Origin of the sequence: Streptococcus sp. Marseille-Q6488 (genome assembly GCF_946902925.1) — a bacterium.
Lineage (GTDB): Bacteria > Bacillota > Bacilli > Lactobacillales > Streptococcaceae > Streptococcus.
In genome coordinates this window covers 108621-131534 of sequence record NZ_CAMPPZ010000006.1, presented here as the reverse complement: position 1 = coordinate 131534, position 22914 = coordinate 108621, and the positions used below count along the sequence as shown (strand labels likewise).

The 22914-nt window shown below is 40.8% G+C and carries 24 protein-coding genes and 3 riboswitches; of the genes, 4 read left to right on the top strand and 20 right to left on the bottom strand.

Going from position 1 to position 22914, the window contains the following annotated elements:
- The first annotated feature begins 25 nt into the window (after nt 1-25).
- Together OVN23_RS02850 and OVN23_RS02845 are read left to right on the top strand one after the other, a co-directional pair.
- Nucleotides 26-1198: an NAD(P)/FAD-dependent oxidoreductase gene (locus OVN23_RS02850; protein ID WP_267240408.1), complete on the top strand. Its 1173-nt coding sequence runs from the start codon at nt 26-28 to the stop codon at nt 1196-1198.
- 48 nt (nt 1199-1246) lie between these two features.
- The gene (locus tag OVN23_RS02845; protein ID WP_000400053.1) at nt 1247-1768 is read left to right on the top strand and encodes a DUF1697 domain-containing protein; all 522 of its coding nucleotides are present in this window, start codon (nt 1247-1249) and stop codon (nt 1766-1768) included.
- A gap of 41 nt (nt 1769-1809) precedes the next feature.
- Here the strand turns inward: OVN23_RS02845 and OVN23_RS02840 are convergent, their stop codons facing one another.
- Nucleotides 1810-2550 (bottom strand): MerR family transcriptional regulator, encoded by a 741-nt coding sequence (locus tag OVN23_RS02840; protein WP_267240407.1) that lies wholly within the window; start codon nt 2548-2550, stop codon nt 1810-1812.
- A gap of 385 nt (nt 2551-2935) precedes the next feature.
- On the opposite strand from OVN23_RS02840, the gene OVN23_RS02835 reads away from it, so the two are divergent.
- Nucleotides 2936-4276 carry a sodium-dependent transporter gene (locus OVN23_RS02835; RefSeq protein WP_267240406.1) on the top strand — a complete coding sequence of 447 codons (1341 nt, stop codon included), beginning with the start codon at nt 2936-2938 and terminating at the stop codon, nt 4274-4276.
- Nucleotides 4277-4317: 41 nt separating this feature from the next.
- Here OVN23_RS02835 and manA read toward each other — a convergent pair whose 3' ends face one another.
- The 8 genes from manA to OVN23_RS02795 all read right to left on the bottom strand — a co-directional run bounded on the left by manA (nt 4318) and on the right by OVN23_RS02795 (nt 12012).
- Nucleotides 4318-5262 carry a mannose-6-phosphate isomerase, class I gene (gene manA / locus OVN23_RS02830; protein ID WP_267240405.1) on the bottom strand — a complete coding sequence of 315 codons (945 nt, stop codon included), beginning with the start codon at nt 5260-5262 and terminating at the stop codon, nt 4318-4320.
- Between the two features lie 258 nt (nt 5263-5520).
- Complete coding sequence (locus tag OVN23_RS02825; RefSeq protein ID WP_004261618.1) at nt 5521-5781, bottom strand: SemiSWEET family transporter; 261 nt, start codon at nt 5779-5781, stop codon at nt 5521-5523.
- Nucleotides 5782-5959: 178 nt separating this feature from the next.
- Nucleotides 5960-6115 carry a hypothetical protein gene (locus OVN23_RS02820; protein WP_173233699.1) on the bottom strand — a complete coding sequence of 52 codons (156 nt, stop codon included), beginning with the start codon at nt 6113-6115 and terminating at the stop codon, nt 5960-5962.
- A gap of 282 nt (nt 6116-6397) precedes the next feature.
- On the bottom strand, nt 6398-6745 hold the full coding sequence (locus OVN23_RS02815; protein WP_267240404.1) for a VOC family protein: 348 nt from the start codon (nt 6743-6745) through the stop codon (nt 6398-6400).
- Nucleotides 6746-6999: 254 nt separating this feature from the next.
- Complete coding sequence (gene spxB, locus OVN23_RS02810; protein WP_267240403.1) at nt 7000-8775, bottom strand: pyruvate oxidase; 1776 nt, start codon at nt 8773-8775, stop codon at nt 7000-7002.
- Nucleotides 8776-8981: 206 nt separating this feature from the next.
- Complete coding sequence (locus OVN23_RS02805; protein ID WP_173217676.1) at nt 8982-11225, bottom strand: heavy metal translocating P-type ATPase; 2244 nt, start codon at nt 11223-11225, stop codon at nt 8982-8984.
- A 9-nt stretch (nt 11226-11234) separates the two neighbouring features.
- Entirely contained in the window at nt 11235-11606 is a 372-nt protein-coding gene (locus tag OVN23_RS02800) for a cupredoxin domain-containing protein (RefSeq protein ID WP_173217678.1), read from the bottom strand.
- Nucleotides 11607-11616: 10 nt separating this feature from the next.
- Nucleotides 11617-12012 (bottom strand): CopY/TcrY family copper transport repressor, encoded by a 396-nt coding sequence (locus OVN23_RS02795; protein WP_173217778.1) that lies wholly within the window; start codon nt 12010-12012, stop codon nt 11617-11619.
- Between the two features lie 184 nt (nt 12013-12196).
- Nucleotides 12197-12294: riboswitch (TPP riboswitch) on the top strand.
- Between the two features lie 83 nt (nt 12295-12377).
- On the opposite strand from OVN23_RS02795, the gene thiD reads away from it, so the two are divergent.
- On the top strand, nt 12378-13169 hold the full coding sequence (gene thiD, locus OVN23_RS02790; protein ID WP_173217680.1) for a bifunctional hydroxymethylpyrimidine kinase/phosphomethylpyrimidine kinase: 792 nt from the start codon (nt 12378-12380) through the stop codon (nt 13167-13169).
- Between the two features lie 163 nt (nt 13170-13332).
- Here thiD and thiE (OVN23_RS02785) read toward each other — a convergent pair whose 3' ends face one another.
- From thiE (OVN23_RS02785) to lctO, 11 genes are all read right to left on the bottom strand, one after another.
- A complete protein-coding gene (gene thiE, locus OVN23_RS02785; protein ID WP_172923372.1) occupies nt 13333-13965 on the bottom strand; it encodes a thiamine phosphate synthase in 633 nt (210 codons plus the stop codon).
- Complete coding sequence (locus OVN23_RS02780) at nt 13958-14761, bottom strand: hydroxyethylthiazole kinase (RefSeq protein WP_173217682.1); 804 nt, start codon at nt 14759-14761, stop codon at nt 13958-13960. Before OVN23_RS02780 ends, thiE (OVN23_RS02785) begins: the two co-directional genes overlap by 8 nt.
- Nucleotides 14761-15285 (bottom strand): energy coupling factor transporter S component ThiW, encoded by a 525-nt coding sequence (gene thiW / locus OVN23_RS02775; RefSeq protein WP_023933981.1) that lies wholly within the window; start codon nt 15283-15285, stop codon nt 14761-14763. The genes OVN23_RS02780 and thiW overlap by 1 nt, the downstream gene beginning before the upstream one ends.
- Nucleotides 15286-15289: 4 nt before the next feature.
- Entirely contained in the window at nt 15290-15982 is a 693-nt protein-coding gene (tenA, locus tag OVN23_RS02770) for a thiaminase II (RefSeq protein WP_023933983.1), read from the bottom strand.
- A gap of 10 nt (nt 15983-15992) precedes the next feature.
- Complete coding sequence (locus OVN23_RS02765; protein WP_173217684.1) at nt 15993-16643, bottom strand: energy-coupling factor transporter transmembrane component T; 651 nt, start codon at nt 16641-16643, stop codon at nt 15993-15995.
- Nucleotide 16644: 1 nt separating this feature from the next.
- Nucleotides 16645-18030 carry an ATP-binding cassette domain-containing protein gene (locus OVN23_RS02760; RefSeq protein WP_173217686.1) on the bottom strand — a complete coding sequence of 462 codons (1386 nt, stop codon included), beginning with the start codon at nt 18028-18030 and terminating at the stop codon, nt 16645-16647.
- Nucleotides 18031-18591, bottom strand: a complete 561-nt coding sequence (locus tag OVN23_RS02755; RefSeq protein ID WP_173217688.1) for an ECF transporter S component — start codon at nt 18589-18591, stop codon at nt 18031-18033.
- A gap of 157 nt (nt 18592-18748) precedes the next feature.
- Nucleotides 18749-18837, bottom strand: a riboswitch (TPP riboswitch).
- A gap of 208 nt (nt 18838-19045) precedes the next feature.
- Nucleotides 19046-19675, bottom strand: coding sequence for a thiamine phosphate synthase (gene thiE, locus OVN23_RS02750; RefSeq protein ID WP_173217690.1), 630 nt, complete (start codon nt 19673-19675; stop codon nt 19046-19048).
- A 1-nt stretch (nt 19676) separates the two neighbouring features.
- Nucleotides 19677-20459: a hydroxyethylthiazole kinase gene (thiM, locus tag OVN23_RS02745; RefSeq protein ID WP_050262178.1), complete on the bottom strand. Its 783-nt coding sequence runs from the start codon at nt 20457-20459 to the stop codon at nt 19677-19679.
- A 128-nt stretch (nt 20460-20587) separates the two neighbouring features.
- Nucleotides 20588-21256 (bottom strand): TenA family protein, encoded by a 669-nt coding sequence (locus OVN23_RS02740; protein WP_267240402.1) that lies wholly within the window; start codon nt 21254-21256, stop codon nt 20588-20590.
- Nucleotides 21257-21473: 217 nt separating this feature from the next.
- A riboswitch (TPP riboswitch) is annotated at nt 21474-21562 on the bottom strand.
- Between the two features lie 148 nt (nt 21563-21710).
- A complete protein-coding gene (lctO, locus tag OVN23_RS02735; RefSeq protein ID WP_049531486.1) occupies nt 21711-22847 on the bottom strand; it encodes an L-lactate oxidase in 1137 nt (378 codons plus the stop codon).
- Between the last annotated feature and the right edge of the window lie 67 nt (nt 22848-22914).

Below are 22914 nucleotides of genomic sequence, written 5' to 3'. Positions count from 1 at the left end.
TGTTTTTTTGTGGTACAATAGAGCTATGAAACATTTTGATACTATTGTCATCGGTGGGGGACCTGCTGGTATGATGGCTACGATTTCCAGTAGCTTTTATGGTCAGAAAACCCTCCTCATCGAAAAAAATCGGAAACTTGGAAAAAAATTAGCTGGGACTGGTGGGGGACGTTGCAATGTAACCAATAATGGTAGCTTGGACGACCTGCTAGCTGGAATTCCTGGGAACGGGCGCTTTCTCTACAGCGTCTTCTCCCAATTTGATAACCATGATATCATTAACTTTTTTACGGAAAATGGGGTTAAACTTAAAGTCGAAGACCACGGCCGCGTCTTTCCTGCTAGTGACAAGTCTCGTACCATTATCGAGGCCTTGGAAAAGAAAATCACTGATCTAGGTGGTCAAGTTGCTACTCAAACGGAGATTGTTTCGGTTAAAAAGGTGGATGACCAGTTTGTCCTTAAATCCACAGACCAAACTTTCACTTGTGATAAACTCATTGTCACAACTGGTGGTAAATCTTATCCTTCGACTGGTTCTACTGGGTTTGGTCACGAGATTGCCCGTCATTTTAAACACACCATTACCGAGCTTGAGGCAGCTGAGAGTCCATTATTAACAGATTTTCCACACAAGGTCTTGCAGGGTATTTCGCTGTACGATGTGACCCTAAGCTATGGTAAGCATGTCATCACTCACGATTTGCTCTTTACCCACTTTGGTTTGTCAGGCCCTGCTGCCCTGCGTATGTCTAGTTTTGTCAAGGGTGGGGAAGTTCTTTCACTGGATGTTTTGCCTCAACTTTCTGAGAAGGACTTGGCTGCATTCCTAGAAGAAAATCGTGAAAAATCCTTGAAAAACGCTTTAAAAACTTTGCTTCCAGAACGCTTGGCAGAATTTTTTGTGCAAGGCTATCCAGAAAAAGTCAAACAACTGACTGAAAAGGAACGCGAACAACTTCTCCAGTCTATCAAAGCACTCAAAATCCCTGTGACCGGAAAAATGTCCCTTGCCAAGTCCTTTGTTACCAAAGGGGGCGTCAGTCTCAAGGAAATCAATCCCAAAACTCTAGAAAGTAAGCTGGTACCTGGACTCCACTTTGCTGGCGAGGTACTGGATATCAATGCCCACACGGGTGGGTTTAACATCACTTCTGCCCTCTGTACTGGTTGGGTGGCGGGATCAAACCCAATCTAAATCTGAATTATTTAATGGCTAAATCAGCCCCAAAAGAAAGGAAGTCCTTTGGAACATATTATCTTGTTAAGGGGAGTTACTCCTAATGGAAAAAATGCTATCCCTAAAATGTCTTATCTAGTAGATATCTTAACAGAAGCCGGTTTTCAACAAGTTCGAACCTATATTCAAAGTGGAAATATTATTCTTGAAAGTAACTTAGCTCTCGAAGAAATACGAGAACAGGTTCATACTCTAATAAAGGAAAAGATTGGAGCCAATCTCAAAATAATCATTAAGAATAAGGATGATTTTGAAAACATTGTCCAAGAAAACCCGTTTGGAGAACACTATCTTTATGACCGTATACACGTGATTTTTTATCAAGAATCTATTCAAAGTCTCCCTTTAGAAAAATTGAAAATTGATTACGGTGAAGAAGAAATTTGTATCGGTAACCATTGTCTTTACCTCTATCTCCCTAGAACTGCAAAACAAAAGAAACTCCATACCAACTATCTTGAAAAGCTTTTTAATGTAGATTTGACTATGCGAAAACTAAATGTAGTAGAAAAATTATTAAGCAAGTAGTGCTTGAATTTAGTAAAAATCGGAAGAATACTCCTCCGATTTTATTTTGTCTGAGTTTGGACATAGTGGGCAATGACATCTGATGTATACTGGGCTGTTCCAGTTCCAAATTTGTCAATGTTTTCCTTAAATTCTGGATTGTAGACGTAGCCTTTACCGATATGACCGAATACCTCAATAGAGCAGTCGAATCCATAAGTACGGATGGCTTGCAATAGTTTAGCAGCTTCTTCTTGGTTTTCTGTTGCTGTTACAGGTATACCAGCTTGAAGATTTTGTGCCAAAGCTTGAAAAACTTGGTTGAAGGCAGCCGTAGCCTCATCTTCGTGACCTTTTTGGCGCTCTAACGCTTGGTCCATGACTTCTTGTCCATATTTCTCTACCGCCTCTTGGTGGTATTTTTGATGGTCTTGGTAGTTAAATCCAGCAAATTTCTCTTGAATGCTCATTTCTCTTTCTCCTTTTTGTTCTTGAATGGTTTTTTGCAAGGTTGAAATCAAGGTATCCAGATGTTCCCTTTCTCGAGTCAAATAGTCCAACTGCCTGGTCAAATGAGGCAATAAATCTGTCCTTTCTTCCTTTAATAGCTCTGCTATTTTTTCTAAAGAAAAACCTAGATATTTGTAGTAAAGAATGACCTGAAGGCGTTCCAAATCCTCCTGACTGTAGGTTCGATAGCCGTTTTCCGACTTTAAAGGAACCAAAAGTCCTATCTTATCGTAGTGGTGCAGGGTCTTGACGGAGACACCTGAAAGCTGCGCAGCTTCTTTTATATGGTACATGATTTCCTCCTTATACTCAATGAAAATCAAAGAGCAAACTAGGAAGCTAGCCGCGGGTTGCTCAAAGCACTGCTTTGAGGTTGTAGATAAGACTGACGAAGTCAGTCACATATATAATCCAAGGCGACGCTGACGTGGTTTGAAGAGATTTTCGAAGAGTATTACATTGATAGTATAACCCCTCCCCTTAGGTCAGAGTCAAGCGATTTTGCGAAATTTTTTACTTTATCATAACATGAAAATGGTTTTCTTGACAGACCTTAGAAAACATGATAGGATAGTCAAGTCTATCAATCAAAAGAAACGCTCACTTTGAGTACTGATGAGGCTATTTGCCAAGGGCAGTAGCTTTTTCTTTTGTAATACTAATTTTAGGAGTTTAACTATGTCTGAAAAATCGCAATGGGGTTCTAAACTGGGCTTTATCCTAGCATCTGCTGGTTCAGCTATCGGACTTGGTGCCGTTTGGAAATTCCCTTACATGACTGCTGCTAACGGTGGAGGTGGCTTTTTACTAGTCTTTCTCATCTCCACTATTTTAATCGGTTTCCCTCTTTTGCTAGCTGAATTTGCCCTCGGCCGAAGTGCTGGTGTCTCAGCTATCAAAACCTTTGGAAAACTAGGCAAGAATAGCAAGTACAACTTTATCGGTTGGATTGGTGCCTTTGCCCTCTTTATCCTTTTATCGTTTTACAGTGTTATTGGGGGCTGGATTTTAGTCTATCTAGGCATTGAGTTTGGAAAATTGTTCCAACTTAGCGGAACTGGTGATTATGCTCAGTTATTTACTTCAATCATTTCAAATCCAGCCATTGCTCTAGGAGCTCAAGCAGCCTTTATCCTATTGAATATCTTTATTGTATCACGTGGGGTTCAAAAAGGGATTGAAAGAGCTTCGAAAGTCATGATGCCTCTGCTCTTTATCATCTTTGTCGTCATCATCGGTCGTTCCCTCAGTTTGCCAAATGCCATGGAAGGCGTTCTCTACTTCCTCAAACCAGACTTTTCAAAACTGACCAGTGCTGGTCTCCTCTATGCTCTGGGACAATCTTTCTTTGCCCTCTCACTAGGGGTTACAGCCATGCTGACCTATGCATCCTACTTGGACAAGAAAACCAATCTGGTCCAGTCAGGAATCTCCATCGTAGCCATGAACATCTCAGTATCCATCATGGCAGGGCTAGCTATTTTTCCAGCCATGTCAGCCTTCAATATCCAGTCTGAAGGGGGACCGAGCCTGCTCTTTATCGTCTTGCCTCAACTCTTTGACAAGATGCCTTTTGGAACCATTTTCTACATCCTCTTCCTCTTGCTCTTCCTCTTTGCGACGGTCACTTCTTCCGTTGTTATGCTGGAAATCAATGTAGGCAATATCACCAACCAGGACAACAGCAAGCGTGCCATGTGGAGTGCCATTTTAGGAATTTTGACCTTTGTCTTTGGAATTCCTTCAGCCCTATCTTACGGTGTCATGGCGGATGTTCACATCTTTGGGAAGACCTTCTTTGACGCTATGGACTTCTTGGTTTCCAATCTCCTCATGCCATTTGGAGCTCTCTGCCTTTCACTTTTTACAGGCTATATCTTTAAAAAAGCTCTTGCCATGGAGGAACTCCATCTCGATGAAAGAGCATGGAAACAGGGACTGTTCCAAGTCTGGCTCTTCCTTCTTCGTTTCATCATTCCAATCATCATCATCGTGGTCTTTATCGCCCAATTTATGTAATCAAAAAGGACTTGAGTAATGAACTCAGGCCCTTTCTTATTTTATGGATGGCTAACAATCAATTCCAAACCTTGCCCTTCTAGAGTGCAAGCTTCAACATCACTTGGTAGGATAAAGTGGCTGCCTTTTTGGATTGGATAGTTTTTTCCGTCAACAATCAGTTGACCTTGACCAGCTAAGACACTAAATAAGCTGTAGTCAGCTGTCTTTTCGAAGTCAACTTTTCCAGTAATTTCCCACTTGTAAACTGCAAAGAAATCATTGGATACAAGGAGAGTTGAGCATAAATCATCAGCTTTGACAGTTACAGGACGGCTATTTGCAGGCTCACCAATGTTTAATACATCAATGGATTTTTCAAGGTGAAGTTCACGCAAGTTACCATTATCATCCTTACGGTCAAAGTCATAGACGCGATAGGTGGTGTCACTAGATTGTTGGGTTTCAAGAATCAAGATACCTGCTCCAATAGCATGCATGGTGCCGCTTGGTACATAGAAGAAATCTCCAGCCTTAACAGGGACTTTAGTCAACAAGTCACCCCAGTTTTTAGCTTCGATTTGCTGGCGGAGTTCTTCTCTTGACTTGGCATTGTGTCCGTAGATAATCTCTGAACCTTCATCCGCAGCTATGATGTACCAGCATTCTGTTTTTCCGAGTTCACCTTCATGCTCGAGTCCGTAAGCATCGTCTGGGTGAACTTGGACACTGAGCCAGTCGTTGGCATCGAGGATTTTGGTCAAAAGTGGAAATACAGGCTCTGGACGGTTGCCAAACAATTCACGGTGCTCTGCATATAAAGTAGCCAGGTCTGTTCCCTCGAAACGACCATTGGCAACTTTAGAGACACCATTTGGATGGGCTGAGATAGCCCAGTATTCTCCGATTTTTTCACTTGGGATATCGTAGCCAAACTCATCACGTAGCTTGGTTCCACCCCAGATCTTTTCTTGCATAACTGATTGTAAAAATAACGGTTCTGACATCTTGATCTCCTGTCTGATTTTTCTTCCTTCATTATAGCAAAAAAAGAGTTCCATTTGAACTCTTTTTAACATCTTATAAAGTAGGGAGAAGATTTTATAAAAATAGTAACGATATACTTTTTTCTTTGATAGAGACGAACATAAAAGACTCTCGTAAAGCTAGCTGTAACTGGACTTGTTCCCTCAACTCTCATTCAAAAATTACTTTAATGAAGCATCTATTTTCATAAACGAACAAAACTGAAACCAGTCTTCTTTTTAAATCAATGCCGTAATAGCTGTTACTAAACCAAAAACGATACCTGGTGCATTAGCAGCTGCAAGTGGAATATCTCTTTCCTTCTTGAAAAGACCATAGTAAACCCAGAGACTACAGTTGATAGCTGCGACTAGGGGTTGAATGAAGTTGCCTTTTTGACCGGCAAGATTATTCATGATTTGTGGGAAATATGACACATACATCATAACAGACATAAATGTCGCTGCCCAGCCCAACACTTTCATTTGTTTTTCAGACATTTTCAAAACCTCTTTTATTCTTTTATACTTTCTATTTTATAATTTAATACAAAAACAAGCAAGACTTTAAGAATTTTATTATAAAAATGTAAACTATCACAGTCTTGTAATAAGAAACAGACCGGATTGCTCCGATCTGTTTGATCCATAAAATGTAAAAATGAATAGCTATTGTCAATCAATGGATGGACTGATTGATTGTCAGTAAGCCGTGGTTAATGATTGCTGCAATATCTTCAAGACCATGCAAAATAAAACTTCCTATAATCAGTCCTATAATAACTGAACAGATAATCATGGTCACACAGATTAGATAAATATCCTTTTTTTGCATCTCTTTCCTCCTACTATCTATTCATGGAGATATTTCAATCCCAAGTTCCAATGAAATAAGAAAATCCACTTACTACTGCTGTTTAATCATATTTCTCCTTTCCATATCAGTTTCATTTTCTACTGTTATATTTTTATTATAAGATTTTAGGAAAGCGCTGTCAACTATTTATATGCAATTTCTTTATATTAAAAAGACCGGATTGCTCCGATCTTTCAATAGTTCATATTCTCACATTCTGTTTTAAGAATAATTAAGGTTATCTTCAAATAACTAAGCCCCTTATTTCATACGATAAAAATCAATCACTAGACCAGCAGGACCTTTAACTAATAAGGACTCTGTTCCCCAATCGGTTACAGTTGGACCGTTTAAAACCTGGATACCAAGCTCGTTCAACCGTTTGTAGTTCTGGTCTACATCCTCAACCTCGATATGAAGAATGATTCCTGACTGAAAATCTTCCAAAGGAATCAAATGATTTTGTGACAACATCAGACAGTGACTGCCAATCGTAAACTGAGCAAAACCATCATCAGCATAATCTGCCTTTTTATCCAAGATATGCTCCAAGTCAGCACAGACTTGGGGAACATCTGAAACAATAATATCTAATTGATTTAAATTCATTTACTCTCCTCCATAAAAAGACCGGATTGCTCCGATCTTTTTATGTTTCTCTCTATGAAAATCAAAGAATAAACAAGGTGAAACCAAGTTTGATGGCAAATATTTGCTCATCAAACTACGAAAAATCCTTTGGGACTTTTTCTAGGCTCCACACTAGATTCCATCATTGAAATTTATGGTTTCAATGATGGAATCGTCGGCAGTAAGCTAATAAAGAAGTCTATAAATTTATCTTTGATTTTCGGCTAGAGGAATTATTTAATTGCGCGTGATTGCAATCCTTCTTCTTCCAAGAAGAGACGGAATGGTACGAGTTCTTCTGCTTCGTATTTTTCCTTGAAGGCTTTGATTGCTTCTTCTGAGTGTTGTTTTGGATCCAACTCAAGTACTTCTACTGGAAGTGGACGGTGTGGAGTGATGCGAGCATCGATCACAACAGTTTTACCTTCTTTGTTCAATTTAACAGCTTCTGCGACAACTGCATCGATGTCTTCGATACGGTCAACTGTAAATCCAACAGCTCCTTGAGCTTCAGCGATTTTCGCATAGTCAGCATTAGGGAAGTCACAACCAAACAAGTGTTTGTTTGTGTCTTCGTATTTGTCCTTGATGAAGGCATATTTACCATTTGAGAAGACAACGTTGATAACTGGAATGTCGTATTGAACGTTTGTGATAACGTCTGGGTAGCACATGTTGAATGCACCGTCACCCATGATGTTCCATACTTGGCGATCTGGATTGTCTTTCTTAGCAGCGATACCACCAGGAAGGGCAATACCCATTGTCGCAAAGAGTGGAGATGTACGCCACATGTTCTTAGGTGTCATGTGAAGGTGACGAGTAGATGTTTGAGTAGTGTCACCTACGTCGATTGAATAGATAGCGTCTTGATCAGCATGTTTGTTGATTGCATTGTAAACTTGATACAATTGCAATTCACCCTCAGTTTTACCTTCGATTTTGTTCATGTAATCACGCCAGTTTTGGTTGTTCTTAACGTTTGCACGCCACCATGGAGTTGATTCAACTGGGTTTACTTTGTCAAGGATAGCTTTAGCTGCTTGACCTGCGTCACCAAGGATTGAAGCGTCAAGGGCGTGACGTTTACCAAGTTTGTAAGGGTCGATATCGACTTGGATGAATTTTTCAGTGTTCTTGAATGCTTCGTAAACTTCAGCAAATGGGAAGTTTGAACCAAGGAAAAGAACTGTGTCTGCTTCAAAGACCACTTCGTTGGCTGGCTTCCAACCAACACGGTAAGCAGAACCTGTCAAACCTTCATAGTTCCATTCGAAAGCTTCAAAGTTTTTACCAGTTGTGATGATTGGTGCTTTGATTTTACGTGACAATTCAGTAATCACTTCACCAGCTTTCACACCACCGTAACCAGCGTAAATAACTGGACGTTCAGCATTGTTCAAGATTTCAACAGCTTTGTCGATTTCAACTTCGTTCAAAGCAGGAGCGATGAATGAACGTTCGTATGAACCTGAACCGTAGTATGAGTTTTCGTCGATTTCTTGGAAACCGAAGTTTACTGGGATTTCAACAACAGCTGGACCTTTTTTAGAAACTGCAGCACGGCAAGCTTCGTCGATTACTTTTGGCAATTGCTCAGCGTAAGCTACACGTTTGTTGTATACAGCGATACCGTTGTACATTGGGTTTTGGTTCAATTCTTGGAAAGCATCCATGTTGAGTTCGTTAACTGGACGTGATCCAAGGATCGCTAGGAATGGAGTGTTATCCATAGCTGCATCGTAAACACCGTTAATCAAGTGAGTCGCACCTGGACCACCTGAACCAACTGCAACCCCGATTGAGCCACCGAATTTAGCTTGCATAACCGCTGCAAGAGCACCTGTTTCTTCGTGGCGAACTTGCAAGAAGCGGATATCTTTTTCTTCAGCCAAAGCGTCCATCAATGAGCTGAGTGTTCCTGATGGGATACCGTAGATTGTGTCTACGCCCCATGTTTTCAATACGTTAAGCATTGCTGCAGATGCAGTAATTTTCCCTTGAGTCATAGTGATAACTCTCCTTCAATTTTTTTAGACTTGGAGAATACGATTACATAGAATTGGAAACGTTCTCCAAACTTTTACTATTCCACTGTATCATATTTATGTTGACTTTTCTAAAAATCTGCTCAAAACTCTCTATTCTCTATTCTAATACAGTTTTGAAAGTGCTGTCACTCCTGTTTTATAACAAAGAAATCCAGTCATTACTTTTAGTCTATTTTACTAAAGTTTAGTAAGAGTGAACTAGTCAGAACAGATACAGAACTAAAGGCCATAGCTAGACCTGCCAGTTCTGGATTGAGGGCCAGTCCAACACCTGAAAAGACTCCTGCTGCAATCGGAATTCCGGCGACATTGTAGATAAAGGCCCAGAAAAGATTGAGCAGAATTCGATTAAAGGTTTTCTTACTCATGTCAAAGGCACGAACCACTCCTAGGAGGTTATTAGTTGTCAACACCAAATCTGCTGACTCGATGGCAATATCTGTTCCAGCTCCCATAGCAATCCCCACATCTGCTACACTAAGGGCAGGAGCGTCATTGATACCGTCCCCAACAAAGGCTACTTTTCCAGTCGCTTGTAGTTTATGGATTTCATGGGCTTTTTCTTCTGGCAAGACACCTGCAATGACCTCTTCGATTCCGATTTGATCGGCAATAGCACGCGCCACACCTGCATTGTCTCCTGTCAGCATGACTGTTTTAAGACCTCGTTTTTTCAGCTGACTGATGGCTAGCTTGGCATTTTCCTTGGGGATATCTTGCAAGGCTAGCAAGCCTTTGATTTCATTGTCCACAGCCAAGAACACAACTGTCTTAGCTTCTTTTTCCAGTTCTTCTAGTTTATCTTGATGAGTGCTAGAAATATCCATGCCATCCAGCATTTTAGCATTTCCAAGCAGAACTTGTTTTCCATTGATTTGCCCTGAGACACCTTTTCCGTGCAAGGCTTGGAAATTTTCCACAGTGTGAAGCTCAAGTCCAGTTTCAGTCGCTCGCTTAACAATAGCCTCAGCCAGTGGGTGTTGAGAAGCTTCTTCCAAGGAAGCTGCCAATCCAAGCACTTCTACTTCGTCGCCGATGATATCTGTGACCACAGGTTTCCCTTCCGTCAAAGTTCCTGTCTTATCAAAAACAATAGTTTGGACTTTCTGGATTTCCTGTAGAACCGTTCCATTTTTGAGGAGAACTCCCATCTTGGCACTGCGACCTGTCCCCACCATAAGGGCTGTCGGTGTTGCAAGTCCCAAGGCACAAGGGCAGGCAATAATCAAAACAGCCACCCCATAGAGAAGAGAAGAGACAAAACTCGCTCCAAGCACGACTACACTATCCCTGAGCAAGACAAACCAAACCCAAAAGGTCACAATCCCTAAAATGACAACTGCTGGAACAAAAATGCCTGAAATTTTATCCGTCAAGTCCTGAATCGGCGCACGACTTGTCTGAGCTTTCTTCACAAAATCCACAATCTGAGCCAAAACAGTCTCTGAACCAACTTTTTCTGCTCTAAAAACAAGTGTTCCACTATTATTGATGGTTGAGCCAATAACAGTATCTCCAACTGTCTTGTCCACAGGTAGACTCTCACCTGTCACCATAGACTCATCAATACTAGAGATACCTTCTACTACGACACCATCAACCGCAATCTTTTCACCGGGACGCACTCGAATCAGGTCACCTACCTTGACTTGCTCCAAAGGGACTTGAACATAGTTATCCTCACGCAAGACTTCTGCAGTTTTAGCCTGCAAGTCAAGTAATTTCTCCACAGCTTGGGAAGTATTTTTCCGCATTTTCTCCTCAAAAACGGCTCCCATAAGAACGAAGAAGAAGATAAATGCAGCACTTTCAAAGTAAACGGGGAGGCCAGCGAAGAGGGCAACTAAGCTATAGAAATAGGCCACTAGGGTTCCCAGAGCAACCAAGGTATCCATGTTGGCATTGTGCTTTTTAAAACTAGCCCAAGCACTTTGAATATAAGGACCACCTGCTACTAGCATAATCGGTGTTGTGGCTAAAAAGGTGCCCCAACGCATGACTTGGTGACTAATTCCTCCTGTCGACATCCCAATCATGAGGATCACAAGAGGCACAGTAAAGATACTAGTAATCCAAAAACGCTGTAAAAGTGACAGAGATTTTCGAGTCTTCTCAACGACTGTATAGCTTCCCTTTTGCATCTTCATACCACAAGAAAATTCATGTTGGCCTAATTCTTGAGGTGTAAAACGAATTGTTTTCTCTTCGTCTACGCCGATTGGTTCCAAGATGCCTTCTTCTTCAAAAAGAATCTCCTTATAACAGTTTGAAGGTGTCACACGGTGAAAGGTGATCTCAGCAGGAACTCCTTTTTGCAGTTGAATGTGGGCTGGATGATAGCCTTTGTCTGCCGTGATACGGATTTTTTGAACACCATTTTCAAGACTTGCTTTTACAATTTCAGTCATAGTCTCCTCCTACTCTACTATCATCTTACCGTGCATCATATTCATGCCACAAGAGAAACCATACTCTCCAGCCTGCTCAGGCGTGATTTCCACTACATACTCTTCCCCCATAGGTAGGTCCGCATGGACACCAAAATCTGGAAAAACAATTTGATCCAGACAGGGTGAAGGATCCTTGCGGTCAAAGATAATGCGGGCTGGCACTGATTTCTTGAGGATAATCAACTCAGGCGTATAGCCCCCCATGACCTCCACTCGAATCTCTTGGTAGCCCTTTTTTTGCTGGGCCTTTTGTCCAGATTTTTCAGGCTTTTTGAAAAACCAGAACAAGATAAACGCGATAAGGGCAATACAAATAATGGTTACAATACTATTTAACATGACGTCTCCTTTACATACAATTACATTTTACTTTTGTTACAGCGCTTGATTTCTTCTCAGAAATCACAGCTTCCAAGTCTTCCAAGTCAGCCTGAGTAAAATCACATTCAGTAATCAAATCAGCCAACAAGTTCTTAATCCTACGAGAACAAACCTTGTCCTTGATATCTTGGACAAGTAAATCCCGACTTTGTTCCAAAGTTAAAAGGGCTGAATAGACAAAGAACTTGCCTTCTTTTTTCCTTGTCAGACACTCTTTCTCAACCAAACGAGCCAAAAGAGTCTGAATGGTCGACTTGGACCAGTCGAACCGCTCCGCCAGAACCCTAATCAAATCCGTACTAGTCTGCTCTCCTTGCATCCAAATAATCTTCATTACCTGCCATTCTGCATCTGAAATCTGCATCATCACACCTCCAAAATCTACATTTGTCAATTATGTTAAATAGTATACTCTTAAAATCTACATTTGTCAATTATAAAATCAATCTTTTCTTTAAAAAATAGAATTTTAATCATTTAAAAAACGATTTGCAGTCAAATATTACTATATAAACAATAAAAATATGCTATACTAAAGAAAAAAAGAAAACAACCACTAGGGGTGCGTAAAGCTGAGATTAACAACTGTTAGACCCTTTGACTCAATCTAGGTAATGCTAGCTGATGGAAGTGGAAATGATAATGGGGACTAGCAGTCTTCTATTACCTTCCTAAAACAGACTTGCTTGTTCTTGAGAATACAAACTTCAGTTGGTTGGGAGGTTTTAGATGACTTATTTACCCGTTGCTTTGACCATTGCAGGTACTGACCCCAGTGGTGGTGCTGGCATTATGGCTGATTTAAAGTCGTTCCAAGCTAGAGATGTCTATGGAATGGCTGTTGTAACCAGTCTTGTCGCTCAAAATACCAGAGGTGTTCAATTAATCGAGCACGTTTCTCCTCAAATGTTGAAAGCCCAATTGGACAGTGTCTTTTCTGATATTCCACCTCAGGCTGTAAAAACTGGGATGTTGGCAACTACCGAAATCATGGAAATCATCCAACCCTATCTTAAAAAGTTGGACTGTCCCTACGTCCTTGACCCTGTTATGGTCGCAACAAGCGGTGACACCCTGATTGGTACCAGTGCCAGAACTTACCTAAAAACAAACCTACTTCCCCTTGCAACCATTATCACGCCCAATCTTCCTGAGGCAGAAGAGATTGTTGGTTTTTCAATCCATGATCCTGAAGACATGCAGCGTGCCGGTCGCCTGATTTTAAAAGAATTTGGTCCTCAGTCTGTGGTAATCAAAGGTGGGCATCTCGAAGGCGGTGCCAAGGATTTCCTCTTTACCAAGGATGACCAATTTGTCTGGGAAAGCCCACGAATTCAAACCTGTCACACCCATGGTACTGGGTGTACCTTTGCTGCAGTGATTACGGCTGAACTAGCCAAGGGCAAGACTCTCTATCAGGCAGTCGATAAGGCCAAGGCCTTTATCACAAAAGCCATCCAAGACGCTCCTCAACTCGGTCATGGCTCTGGCCCAGTCAACCATACAACTTTTAAAGATTAAGAAAAAAACTCTCTAGTTCCTACTTTAAGGGAATTAGAGAGTTTTTATACTCTTCGAAAATCTCTTCAAACTACGTCAGCTTCCATCTGCAACCTCAAAGCTGTGCTTTGAGTAACCTGCAGCTAGCTTCCTAATTTGCTCTTTGATTTTCATTGAGTATTAGTTAGGAAATAATGTCATCCAGCTTTGATAAAAAGGCTTGGGTTTTTGCCTCAATATCTTCTGCCTGCATCAAATCACGCACTACAGCTACTCCAGCTATGCCAGTGCCCATAAGCTGGTCAATGTTCTCTGAAGTCAAGCCGCCAATAGCAACTACTGGAATGTCAACCGTTTGGCAAATTGTTTTCAAGGTCGATATCAGAGTAATGGGCGCATTTTCCTTGGTGGTGGTTGGGAAAATGGCTCCTGTCCCCAAGTAATCTGCACCTGATGTTTCTGCTTCCAGAGCTCTTTTTATTGTTTTAGCGGTGACACCGAGGATTTTTTCAGGTCCCAAGACTTGTCGGGCAACCGAAACTGGTAATTCATCGTCTCCGATATGCAGACCTGCAGCATCGACTGCAAGACAAACATCCAAACGATCATCGATTATCAAGGGTACCTGATAAACATCTGTTATTTCCTTGACTTGTTTTGCTAGTTGATAATATTGATTGGTTGTGAGATTTTTTTCTCGTAATTGGACTATGGTAACCCCTGAACGGCAAGCCGTCTCAACCTTTTCAAGAAATCTTTCCACGGAATCTTGGTAGCGATTGGTTACCAGATATAGTCTAAGTGCTTCTCTATTCATAAACCTCTCCTTTGATGGCATCTAACCAGTTTTTATCTCTCCTTAGAAGCGAAAACTGATTGAGTACTTGGTAACGAAATTCTTCCAATCCCATTCCTTGAACAACTATTCTCTCAGCGGAGATATTAAGATAAGAGACTGCTAAACACGAAGCTTCAAATCCAGTCTTTCCTTGGCTGAGAAAAACGGCTGTCAAGGCTCCAACCAAGTCTCCTGTCCCTGTTATCCAGTCTAATTCTGTACAGCCATTTCCCAGTACAGCGACCTGATTCTTCGAAACGATGAGGTCCTTAGGACCAGTAACTAAGAATGACATACCAGGATAGGTCTGACACCAGTCTTTCAAGACTTGAAGCAAATCCTCCGTTTCTTGATCTTTAGCACTGGCATCGACCCCAACGCCGTGGTGTTTTAAGCCAACAAGACTTCGGATTTCTGACATATTTCCTTTAAGGACCGTAGGGCTATTGTCTAAAAGGTCTTTAACTAAGCTCTTACGAATGACTGAAGCTGTTACGCCAACCGCATCTACTACCATTGGGAGACAAACTTGAGCTGCATAAGAAGCTGCCATACGGATTGCTTTTTCCTTCTCAGCTGACAAATGCCCCAAATTGATGAAGAGTGCCTGGCTTTGCTTAGTAAAATCAAGAACCTCACGGGAATCATCTGCCATAACTGGTTTACATCCCAAAGCCAAAATCCCATTTGCTAGCATCTCACAAGAAATCTCATTGGTAATACAGTGAATTAGGGAAGTCATTTCCAGAGGAAAAGGATTTGTCAATGCCTGCATCAGTCTATCCTTTCACCAAAGAAATATCCTTGCACTTTTTTAAAGAATTCCTGCTTGATTAAAAATCGAAAGGCAATAAAGGAAATCGCTGTACCAATCAAGGTTGCTCCAAAAAATCGAGGAGTATAGATAAACCAACTAAGCTTAGCGGCCGATCCTGTAAAGAGTACCATAACAGGATAGGAAACAATAGAACCAATAATACCTGTTCCCAAAATCTCTCCTAGAGCGGAATAATGAAATTTTCGACCATACTTATAAAAGAGACCTGCAAGGAGGGCTCCAAAAGTCGCTCCTGTGAGAGCTAAAGGCGGAATCCCTTGAGTCGTCATACGGATAAAGGCTGTGACTGTAGCCATAGCCAAGGCATAAACAGGTCCCATCATGATTCCTGCTAGAATATTGACTACACTGGACATCGGTGCCATTCCCTCAATCCGAAAGATAGGCGTAAGGACTACATCAAGGGCAATCATCATGGATAAAATGGTTAATTTGTGAACTTGCAATTGGTGCTTTCTCATATTTCTATTCTTCTCCTTTTTCTAAGGAGTGTAAATCACTCTTCCATGTCTGGTGTTGGTAGGCCATTTGCCAAAACTTAGCTTCCATGTGAACACTGATGTGGAAGGCATCTAGCATTTTTTTCTTGTCTGTCTCATTACTTTCGCGATAGAGTTGATTGACTAGCTCTCCCTCCTCTCTGATCTGTTGCTCTAACTCATCCGTAATATAAGTTTCAATCCATTGTTGGTAGAGAGGATTTGGTGATGGTTTAAGATTAAGTGATTTGCCTATATCATGGTATAACCAAGGACAAGGCAGCAAACTTGCAAAGGCAATGCCCAAGTTTGGCTCTGCAAATTGCCGATAAATGTGAGAAATGTAATGATAGCAGGTTGGAGCGATTGGATGTTGCTCCATTTCCTGATCGCTGATTTCCAATTCCTTGAAAAATTGTTGGCGGATAAATAACTCACCCTCCACTAGACTCTGAGCATTTTGTTTCAAGAGTCTTTTCATCTCTTGGTTTGAAGTCTTATCAGCCAAAAGGTGATAGATTTCTGAGAAGGCCTTCAGATAGTAGGCATCCTGAATCAGGTAATAGCGGAAAACGGCAGGTTCTAAATCCCCCTCTTGTAATTGTAAAATAAAGGGATGATGAAAGGAAGCCTGCCAAGCTTCCTTGGATAATTCCATCGCAATATCTGTAAATTCCATAATAACTCCTTTATAAAAATAGACTGGTTTGAAGCAATAAAAAGAAAAGCAGGTAGATTAATTTTGTTTTTTTAGGAATATAAAAAGTCCGATAGCTATTCTTCAACTGTGCATGTTCGTCATATCCATGCGCCGACAGGGCTCTCAGGTAAAGATGGCGCCACCTAAAGACTGTCATCAGAACCTTGCTGTAAATCAAGGGCGACCAAAAATGCAGTTCTTGACCACGTAATAGGCAAGCTTCTTTTAGGGACTTGATTTCTTGCTGAATGAGGGGGAAGGAATTAAATACCACAATCAAGGCATAGGCCCAAGAGCGTGATAACCCCTTTTGGGCCAAGTACAAGAGAAGCTCTTTTAGGGAAATAGAGGAAACAAAAACAAGACCAATACAAACGGTCACAAAGGCCCTCGTTCCAAGCATGACTGCCTGCGAAGCATCTCCATGTAACTGAACTGCCCAGTAGTTGGCAAAGGATGGCAAAATGGCGAGCAGAATCATCCAAGCCAATACTTTAAATCGACGGTAATAGAGCATAAAGAGAATACAGAATGCGACTACCGAAAGATTCAGAGCAATCGAAGGAATGAAAGATGTTTCCAAGGATAAAATCAGCAAGAAGAGACTGATAATCGGTGTCTGGGTTGCTACTTTGACCATACTATCTCACCTCCCCTTGGATATTGCTACTCTGAGACGTAAGTGGTTTGGTAATTGTCACTGATTTCACATGACGAAGACCCTGACTAGTCATCTCAATCCAATAATCAACCACAGAGATCAAGGGATCTAAACGATGGCTAATGATCAGAAAACTTCTTCCTTGATTTCTCTCCTCCACAATCCACTTGCAAAAATAATGGCAAGCTCTATCATCCAAACCTGCAAAAGGTTCATCTAGCAAGATCACTGAAGCCTTACTGGTCAAGATGGTCAAGAGCTGAAGAATTTTTTGCTGACCACCACTTAATTGATAGGGACTCTTATCAAGAGCCTGCTCCAGATCAAAATATCGTAAAGCTTGGAAAATTCGTTGATTTCTTTCAGAATCAGGTCCATCTAATTGAAGCTCTTCTCGCAGACTGACTCGGATAAACTGTTTCTCAGCTTCCTGAACAACACCCGTCAGGTCACGATACAAACTCTTTTTCTTTTTCAGGACTGTCCCCCTCCAGGTAATGCGCCCCTTATACTTTTGAAATTGAAGAATAGACCGAAAGAGGGTTGATTTCCCGACACCATTGTCACCCAAAATACAGGAAATTCCTTGGTAAAATGTGAAATCAGCAATCGAAAAGAGGGGGCGGTTACCAAGCTCACAAGTCGTTCGATCCATATGGAATAGTTCTGGGCTAGAAGCAACCTCCTTTGAAACAGCCTGTGTCATTTCAGAGGCAGGGATTTGAAACACTTCCCTTAGTTGTCCAACTCTTAGCCCCACCATATGGTCGATATAGGCTTCATAATCAGATAAATCATGGTCGCACAAAATAACTGTCTTCCCATTAGAGACCAACTCTTTTAGAATCTCCAATATCTCTATCCTACTCTTGCGATCAATGGAAGCAAAGGGCTCATCTAATAGATAGACCCTAGGATTCATAGCAAAGAGAACAGCCAAAGCAGCCTTTTGCTTTTCTCCACCTGATAAGTGATGGATGGGACGGTGCAAGATGTCCTTGCAACGACATTGCTGGACAACCTCTGCTATTTTAGAATCAATTTCCTGAACGGGATAGCCGATATTCTCCAAGGTAAAAATCAGCTCCTCAAACAAGTTCTCCATGGTAAATTGATGATTGGGATTTTGAAAGAGAATACCAACCGTTTGGACACGTTCGATGATAGAAAGCTGACTGACCTCGCTCTCATCTATCAGGACTTGACCGCTATAGGGAAGAGAACTAACTTGGGCAATAACTTGAAAGAGGCTCGATTTTCCAGACCCACTACTCCCAACTAACAAGGTAAAAGCTTGCTCATGAAAAGTAAAATCAAGCGGTTCCGAAAAAATTGGGGCCTGAATCTCCCGTAATTCCAGCCCCATCTATGCCTTTCCTCCAGTTGCAAACTGATGATAGAGTTTGACAATGGCACGAACCAAAATGGTACAGAAGAAATAAACAGAAATAAAACGCACCACAAGCAAGGAAAGGACAAAAGGAAGAGAGAAGGCGTAGTAACCTAACTTAATGTATTCATAGACAAAGCTAACAAGCGTAATCCCAATACTACTAGCAGTTAGAGAGAGCCAACTTTCATAGCGATTCTTGGTTACGATAAAACCAAGTTCACTTCCCAAACCTTGAACCAAGCCAGACAAAAGGGCACCTAGACCGAATTGGCTACCATAAAGGACTTCAGCAAGCGCAGCTAGCACTTCTCCAATCGTTGCACTTCCGACTCTCGGAACAAAGATGGCAGCAATGGGCGCAGCCATACACCAGAGTCCAAAGAGGATTTCATTGGCAAAAGCCTGTAAACCAAGAGGTGTTAAGAGTAGGCTGAGAATATTATACACATATCCTGAACCAACGAAAACGCCACCAAAAAAGATAGACAAGAAAGCAAGCAAAATAACATCTTTTAACTGCCATTTTTTCAACATAAAAAACTCCTTTTTTTAAAGAAAATTGGGGCACTCAAGGTGAGCTACCAAAAGGATTTATATCACCTTCATCCAGTTTCGTAAAAGAAAAAACTCTAATTACAGATACGAATTAGAGTTCAGCTTACAAGATTAGACCGTTCTTTTCGACATACGAAAAAAACATTTCACATTTCCCTTCGCCAGTATTAACTGTATCAGGTTCAATGGGTATCATCTCAGCCTAAAGCACCCCAAATGTCTTTATTATTTAATTATGTGATTATTATAACACACATTTTATACTAGTTCAAGAAATTGAACTGGAAATACAGCCTTGCACTCATAAATACAGCAGATCTTTCTTTTGCAAAAAACAAATGACCTGTTTGATGAATTAGCCATTCAAGCTGAATCTGAACATAGCTTTTTAAAAAAGGAAAATCCTACTCAGAATCCAAGGATAGATTGATACCTATTGTTCACTCATTTCTCGAACAGTTTTTTCTATATTTTTTGCATACGATATTGCTGAAATGATTGAAACACCATCTATATTGGTCTGTATAATGTCTTTAATATGTTGCGTCTGTATCCCACCAATTGCAACTAAGGGCATTTGTGGCAATAGTTTTCTTATCAATTTAAGACCTTCATAACCTATAGCACCACCAGCATCATCCTTTGACTGGGTATCAAATACAGGACCAACACCGACATAATCTACATATTCAACTTTTGATTGTTGAAATTCTTCCTCATTTTTTATAGAAAGACCAATTATTTTATCTGGCATCAATTTTCTAATTTCATCAACTCCAAGGTCATCTTGTCCTACATGTACGCCATCAGCATCTATTTCCAATGCTAACTCAATATCATCATTAACGATAAATGGAACATTGTATTTTTTACAAAGATCCTGTAGTTTAATTGCTAATTCGACTTTTTCTTTACCTTCTAAGGCTCCCTCCCCTTTTTCACGAAATTGAAATAAGGTTATACCACCTTTTAAGGCTTCCTCAACGACTCTATATAGATCTTTTCCTTGGCAAGTAGTCGTTCCACAAATAAAATATAGTTTTAGTAATTCTTTATGAAACATTTTACTTCACTCTTTTGAATTCCTTTACATCTTCATCTGAAATCTCGTATAAGGCATTCATAAATTCAACTTTAAATGTTCCAGGAAGATGTCCATTTGGACGTTTTTCTGCCATTTCTCCAGCGATATTGTAAACCAACATTGCTGTTTCTAATGATTTCAATTCTTGACCTTTTTCTAGTCCGATAAAGCTTGCTACCACTGCCCCTAATAAACATCCTGTCCCAATGACTTTTGGCATCATGGCACTACCATTATGAATCGTTACCACTTCTCCATTAACAGCAATCGCATCAACTTCTCCAGTCACTACTATTGGAATATGAAACTTAGCGTTGGCTGCTAGAGCAATCTCATCAATATTATCCACACCAGCACTATCTACTCCTTTAGATGCCACATTTATACCTACTAAAGAAGCAATCTCTCCAGCATTCCCCCTAATCGCAGCTAGTTTGTAATTGTTGATTAAATCATCTGCTACTTTTTTTCTATATTCTCCTGCTCCACAGGCTACAGGATCTAAAACTGCTGGGACATTATATTTCTCTGCAATTTTCAGAGCAGCTTGGTATAATTTCCAATTATCATCCGTTAAAGTCCCAATGTTAATCAATAATCCTCCAGCATATTTTAATAAATCTTCTAAGTCTGCTGGGTACTCGCTCATAGCTGGTGAGGCACCCAGTGCTACTAATCCATTTGCTGTGAAATTTTTTACTACATCATTGGTTATGCAAATGACCAAAGGTGCTTTTTCTTTTAATAATTTTAAACTTGTCATATTGAATTCCTTTCTTTTCACTTTATACGATCTATTGATTTCGATTTATCTCTATCTTTAGTTGAGAATTTTTTTCAGTTACATTGAATGATTTACCTCGTCAAATTTGTCAGTATCCTGAACTTTCTCTAGGCATCATAACCAATATCAAAAAAGGCTAATTCTAAAGCGACCGCTTGATTCCAGCGTTGCTGAAGTTCTGTCAAATCTTCTCGACCTTTTCCGACACGATTGAGTTCGTCAACCAGAAATTGAACCCACTCTGCAAAGAAAGGACCTCTGTGGAGATTGATCCATTCCGAATGAATGTAGGCTTCAGGTAGAGCCAAATCTTTAGAACCCCAGTCTAAATAGAGTCCTTCTGCAATGACCAGCATGACCAAAAGATGGGCATAGTCTGATGAAGCCACTGCCGAATACATCAGATCCTGAAAGGCTTTTGTTACAGGGTGCAAGGTCACTTCCAGATAGTCATTCTCAGATACTTTTAAGTCTTTGAAAGCCTTTTGGAAATAACCATCTTCATCTGCTTCAAGAAAGCCTAGTTGCTTGGCAAAACGGAGCTTGGATTCAAGCTGGTCTGCGTGGGCTACGCAAGCACCTAGCATGGATAAGAAGGCATCAAAGAAGTGATAATCTTGAATCAAGTAATCCTTTAAGACCTTATTCTCAATTGTCCCCGTAAAAAGTTCCTTAACAAAACGATGATTGATTGCAGCCTGCCAATCCTTCTGACTGCTTTTTAATAATTCTCCAACAGTCAAACCTGGCTGAAATGCATAAACCTGTGTTTCCATATTTATTTTTCCTCTCTTTACTCCTTAGTAATCAATAAAATACCAAGAGATACCAAGCAAAATCCTAGTTTTACTTGATACTTTTAAAGAACATCGAGAGCATTTGCAGAGAGCTACCCAAACAGGCCTACCCAGTTTTATATAAACAAAAAAACTCCAATTACAATCAAGAATTAGAGTTGACTTACAAGATTAGATTGTTCATTTCGCCATACGAAAAAAACTGTTCACATTTCCCTTCGCCAGTCTTAACTGTATCAGGTTCAATGGGTATCATCTCAGCTTAAAGCACCCCAAATGTCTTTATTATTTAATTACTGCACCAGTATAGCAAAAAATGAAAGCCCTAGCAAGATATTTGACCGAAAAATATCTTTATATAGTTTTTGATAGCGATTTATTCTTCCAATACACGAAGAAAAACCTCCACATTCAGTGGAGGCAATCTCTTTTATCAATACAATTTTAAGTCACGTGGGTCAACTGGGAAGGTTGGGTTGTATGGATTGTGACGGAGCTTGAAGTGTTTGACATCTTCAATAGTCTGAGTTCCAGACAACTGCATGACTGTCTTCAATTCCGCATTCAAGTGTTCAAAGACTTGACGCACACCAACACTACCGCCGAGAGCCAAGCCATAGATAACCGGGCGACCAATAGCTACTAAGTCTGCTCCTGAAGCCAAGGCTTTAAAGACGTGTTGACCACGGCGAACACCAGAGTCAAAGACAATCGGCACACGTTTGTCAACTGCTTCTGCTACTTCTTGAAGTGAGTCGAAGGCAGCTGGTCCACCGTCGATTTGACGACCACCGTGGTTGGTTACCCAGATACCAGAAGCTCCTGCAGCAAGCGAACGTTCAACGTCCTCACGGCATTGTGGTCCCTTGACATACACAGGAAGACCAGAGTATTCAGCGATAAATTCTACATCGCGTGGAGACAAGCGTTGTTTAGCTGATTTGTAAACAAAGTCCATTGATTTACCAGCACCTTCTGGCAGGTATTCTTCAACAATCGGCATGCCAACTGGGAAGACAAAACCATTACGCTTATCAACCTCACGATTGCCCCCTACCGTAGCATCTGCCGTCAAGACAATCGCTTTATAACCTTCAGCCTTCACACGGTCCATGATGTGGCGGTTAATGCCGTCATCTTTACTAAAGTAAAATTGAAACCAATGAGGTGTTCCTTGAAGGGCTTCAGAAATCTCTGGAAGGTCGACAGTAGAGTAAGAGCTGGTTGTATAGAGGGACCCAAACTCATGCACACCACGCGCAGTCGCCACTTCACCCTGTTCATTTGCCAATTTATGAGCTGCAACAGGTGCCATAATGATTGGTGAAGACAATTTTTCGCCTGCAAATTCAATCTCTGTACTTGGATTTTCTACATTACAAAGTGTATGCGGAACGATGAGTTTGTGGTTAAAGGCACGAATATTCTCACGCAAAGTGAAAGTATCTTCCGCTCCACTAGCGATATAACCAAATGCTGCTTTAGGGATCACTTGTTGCGCCATGGGCTCCAAATCATAGGTATTGATGAAATCTACATGACCTTCTGCATTGCTTGTTTTGTATGACATAAACTGTCCTCCTTGATTAAGTAAGCGTTTGCTTTTTACTATACAACTATAATAACTCTTTTTTCAA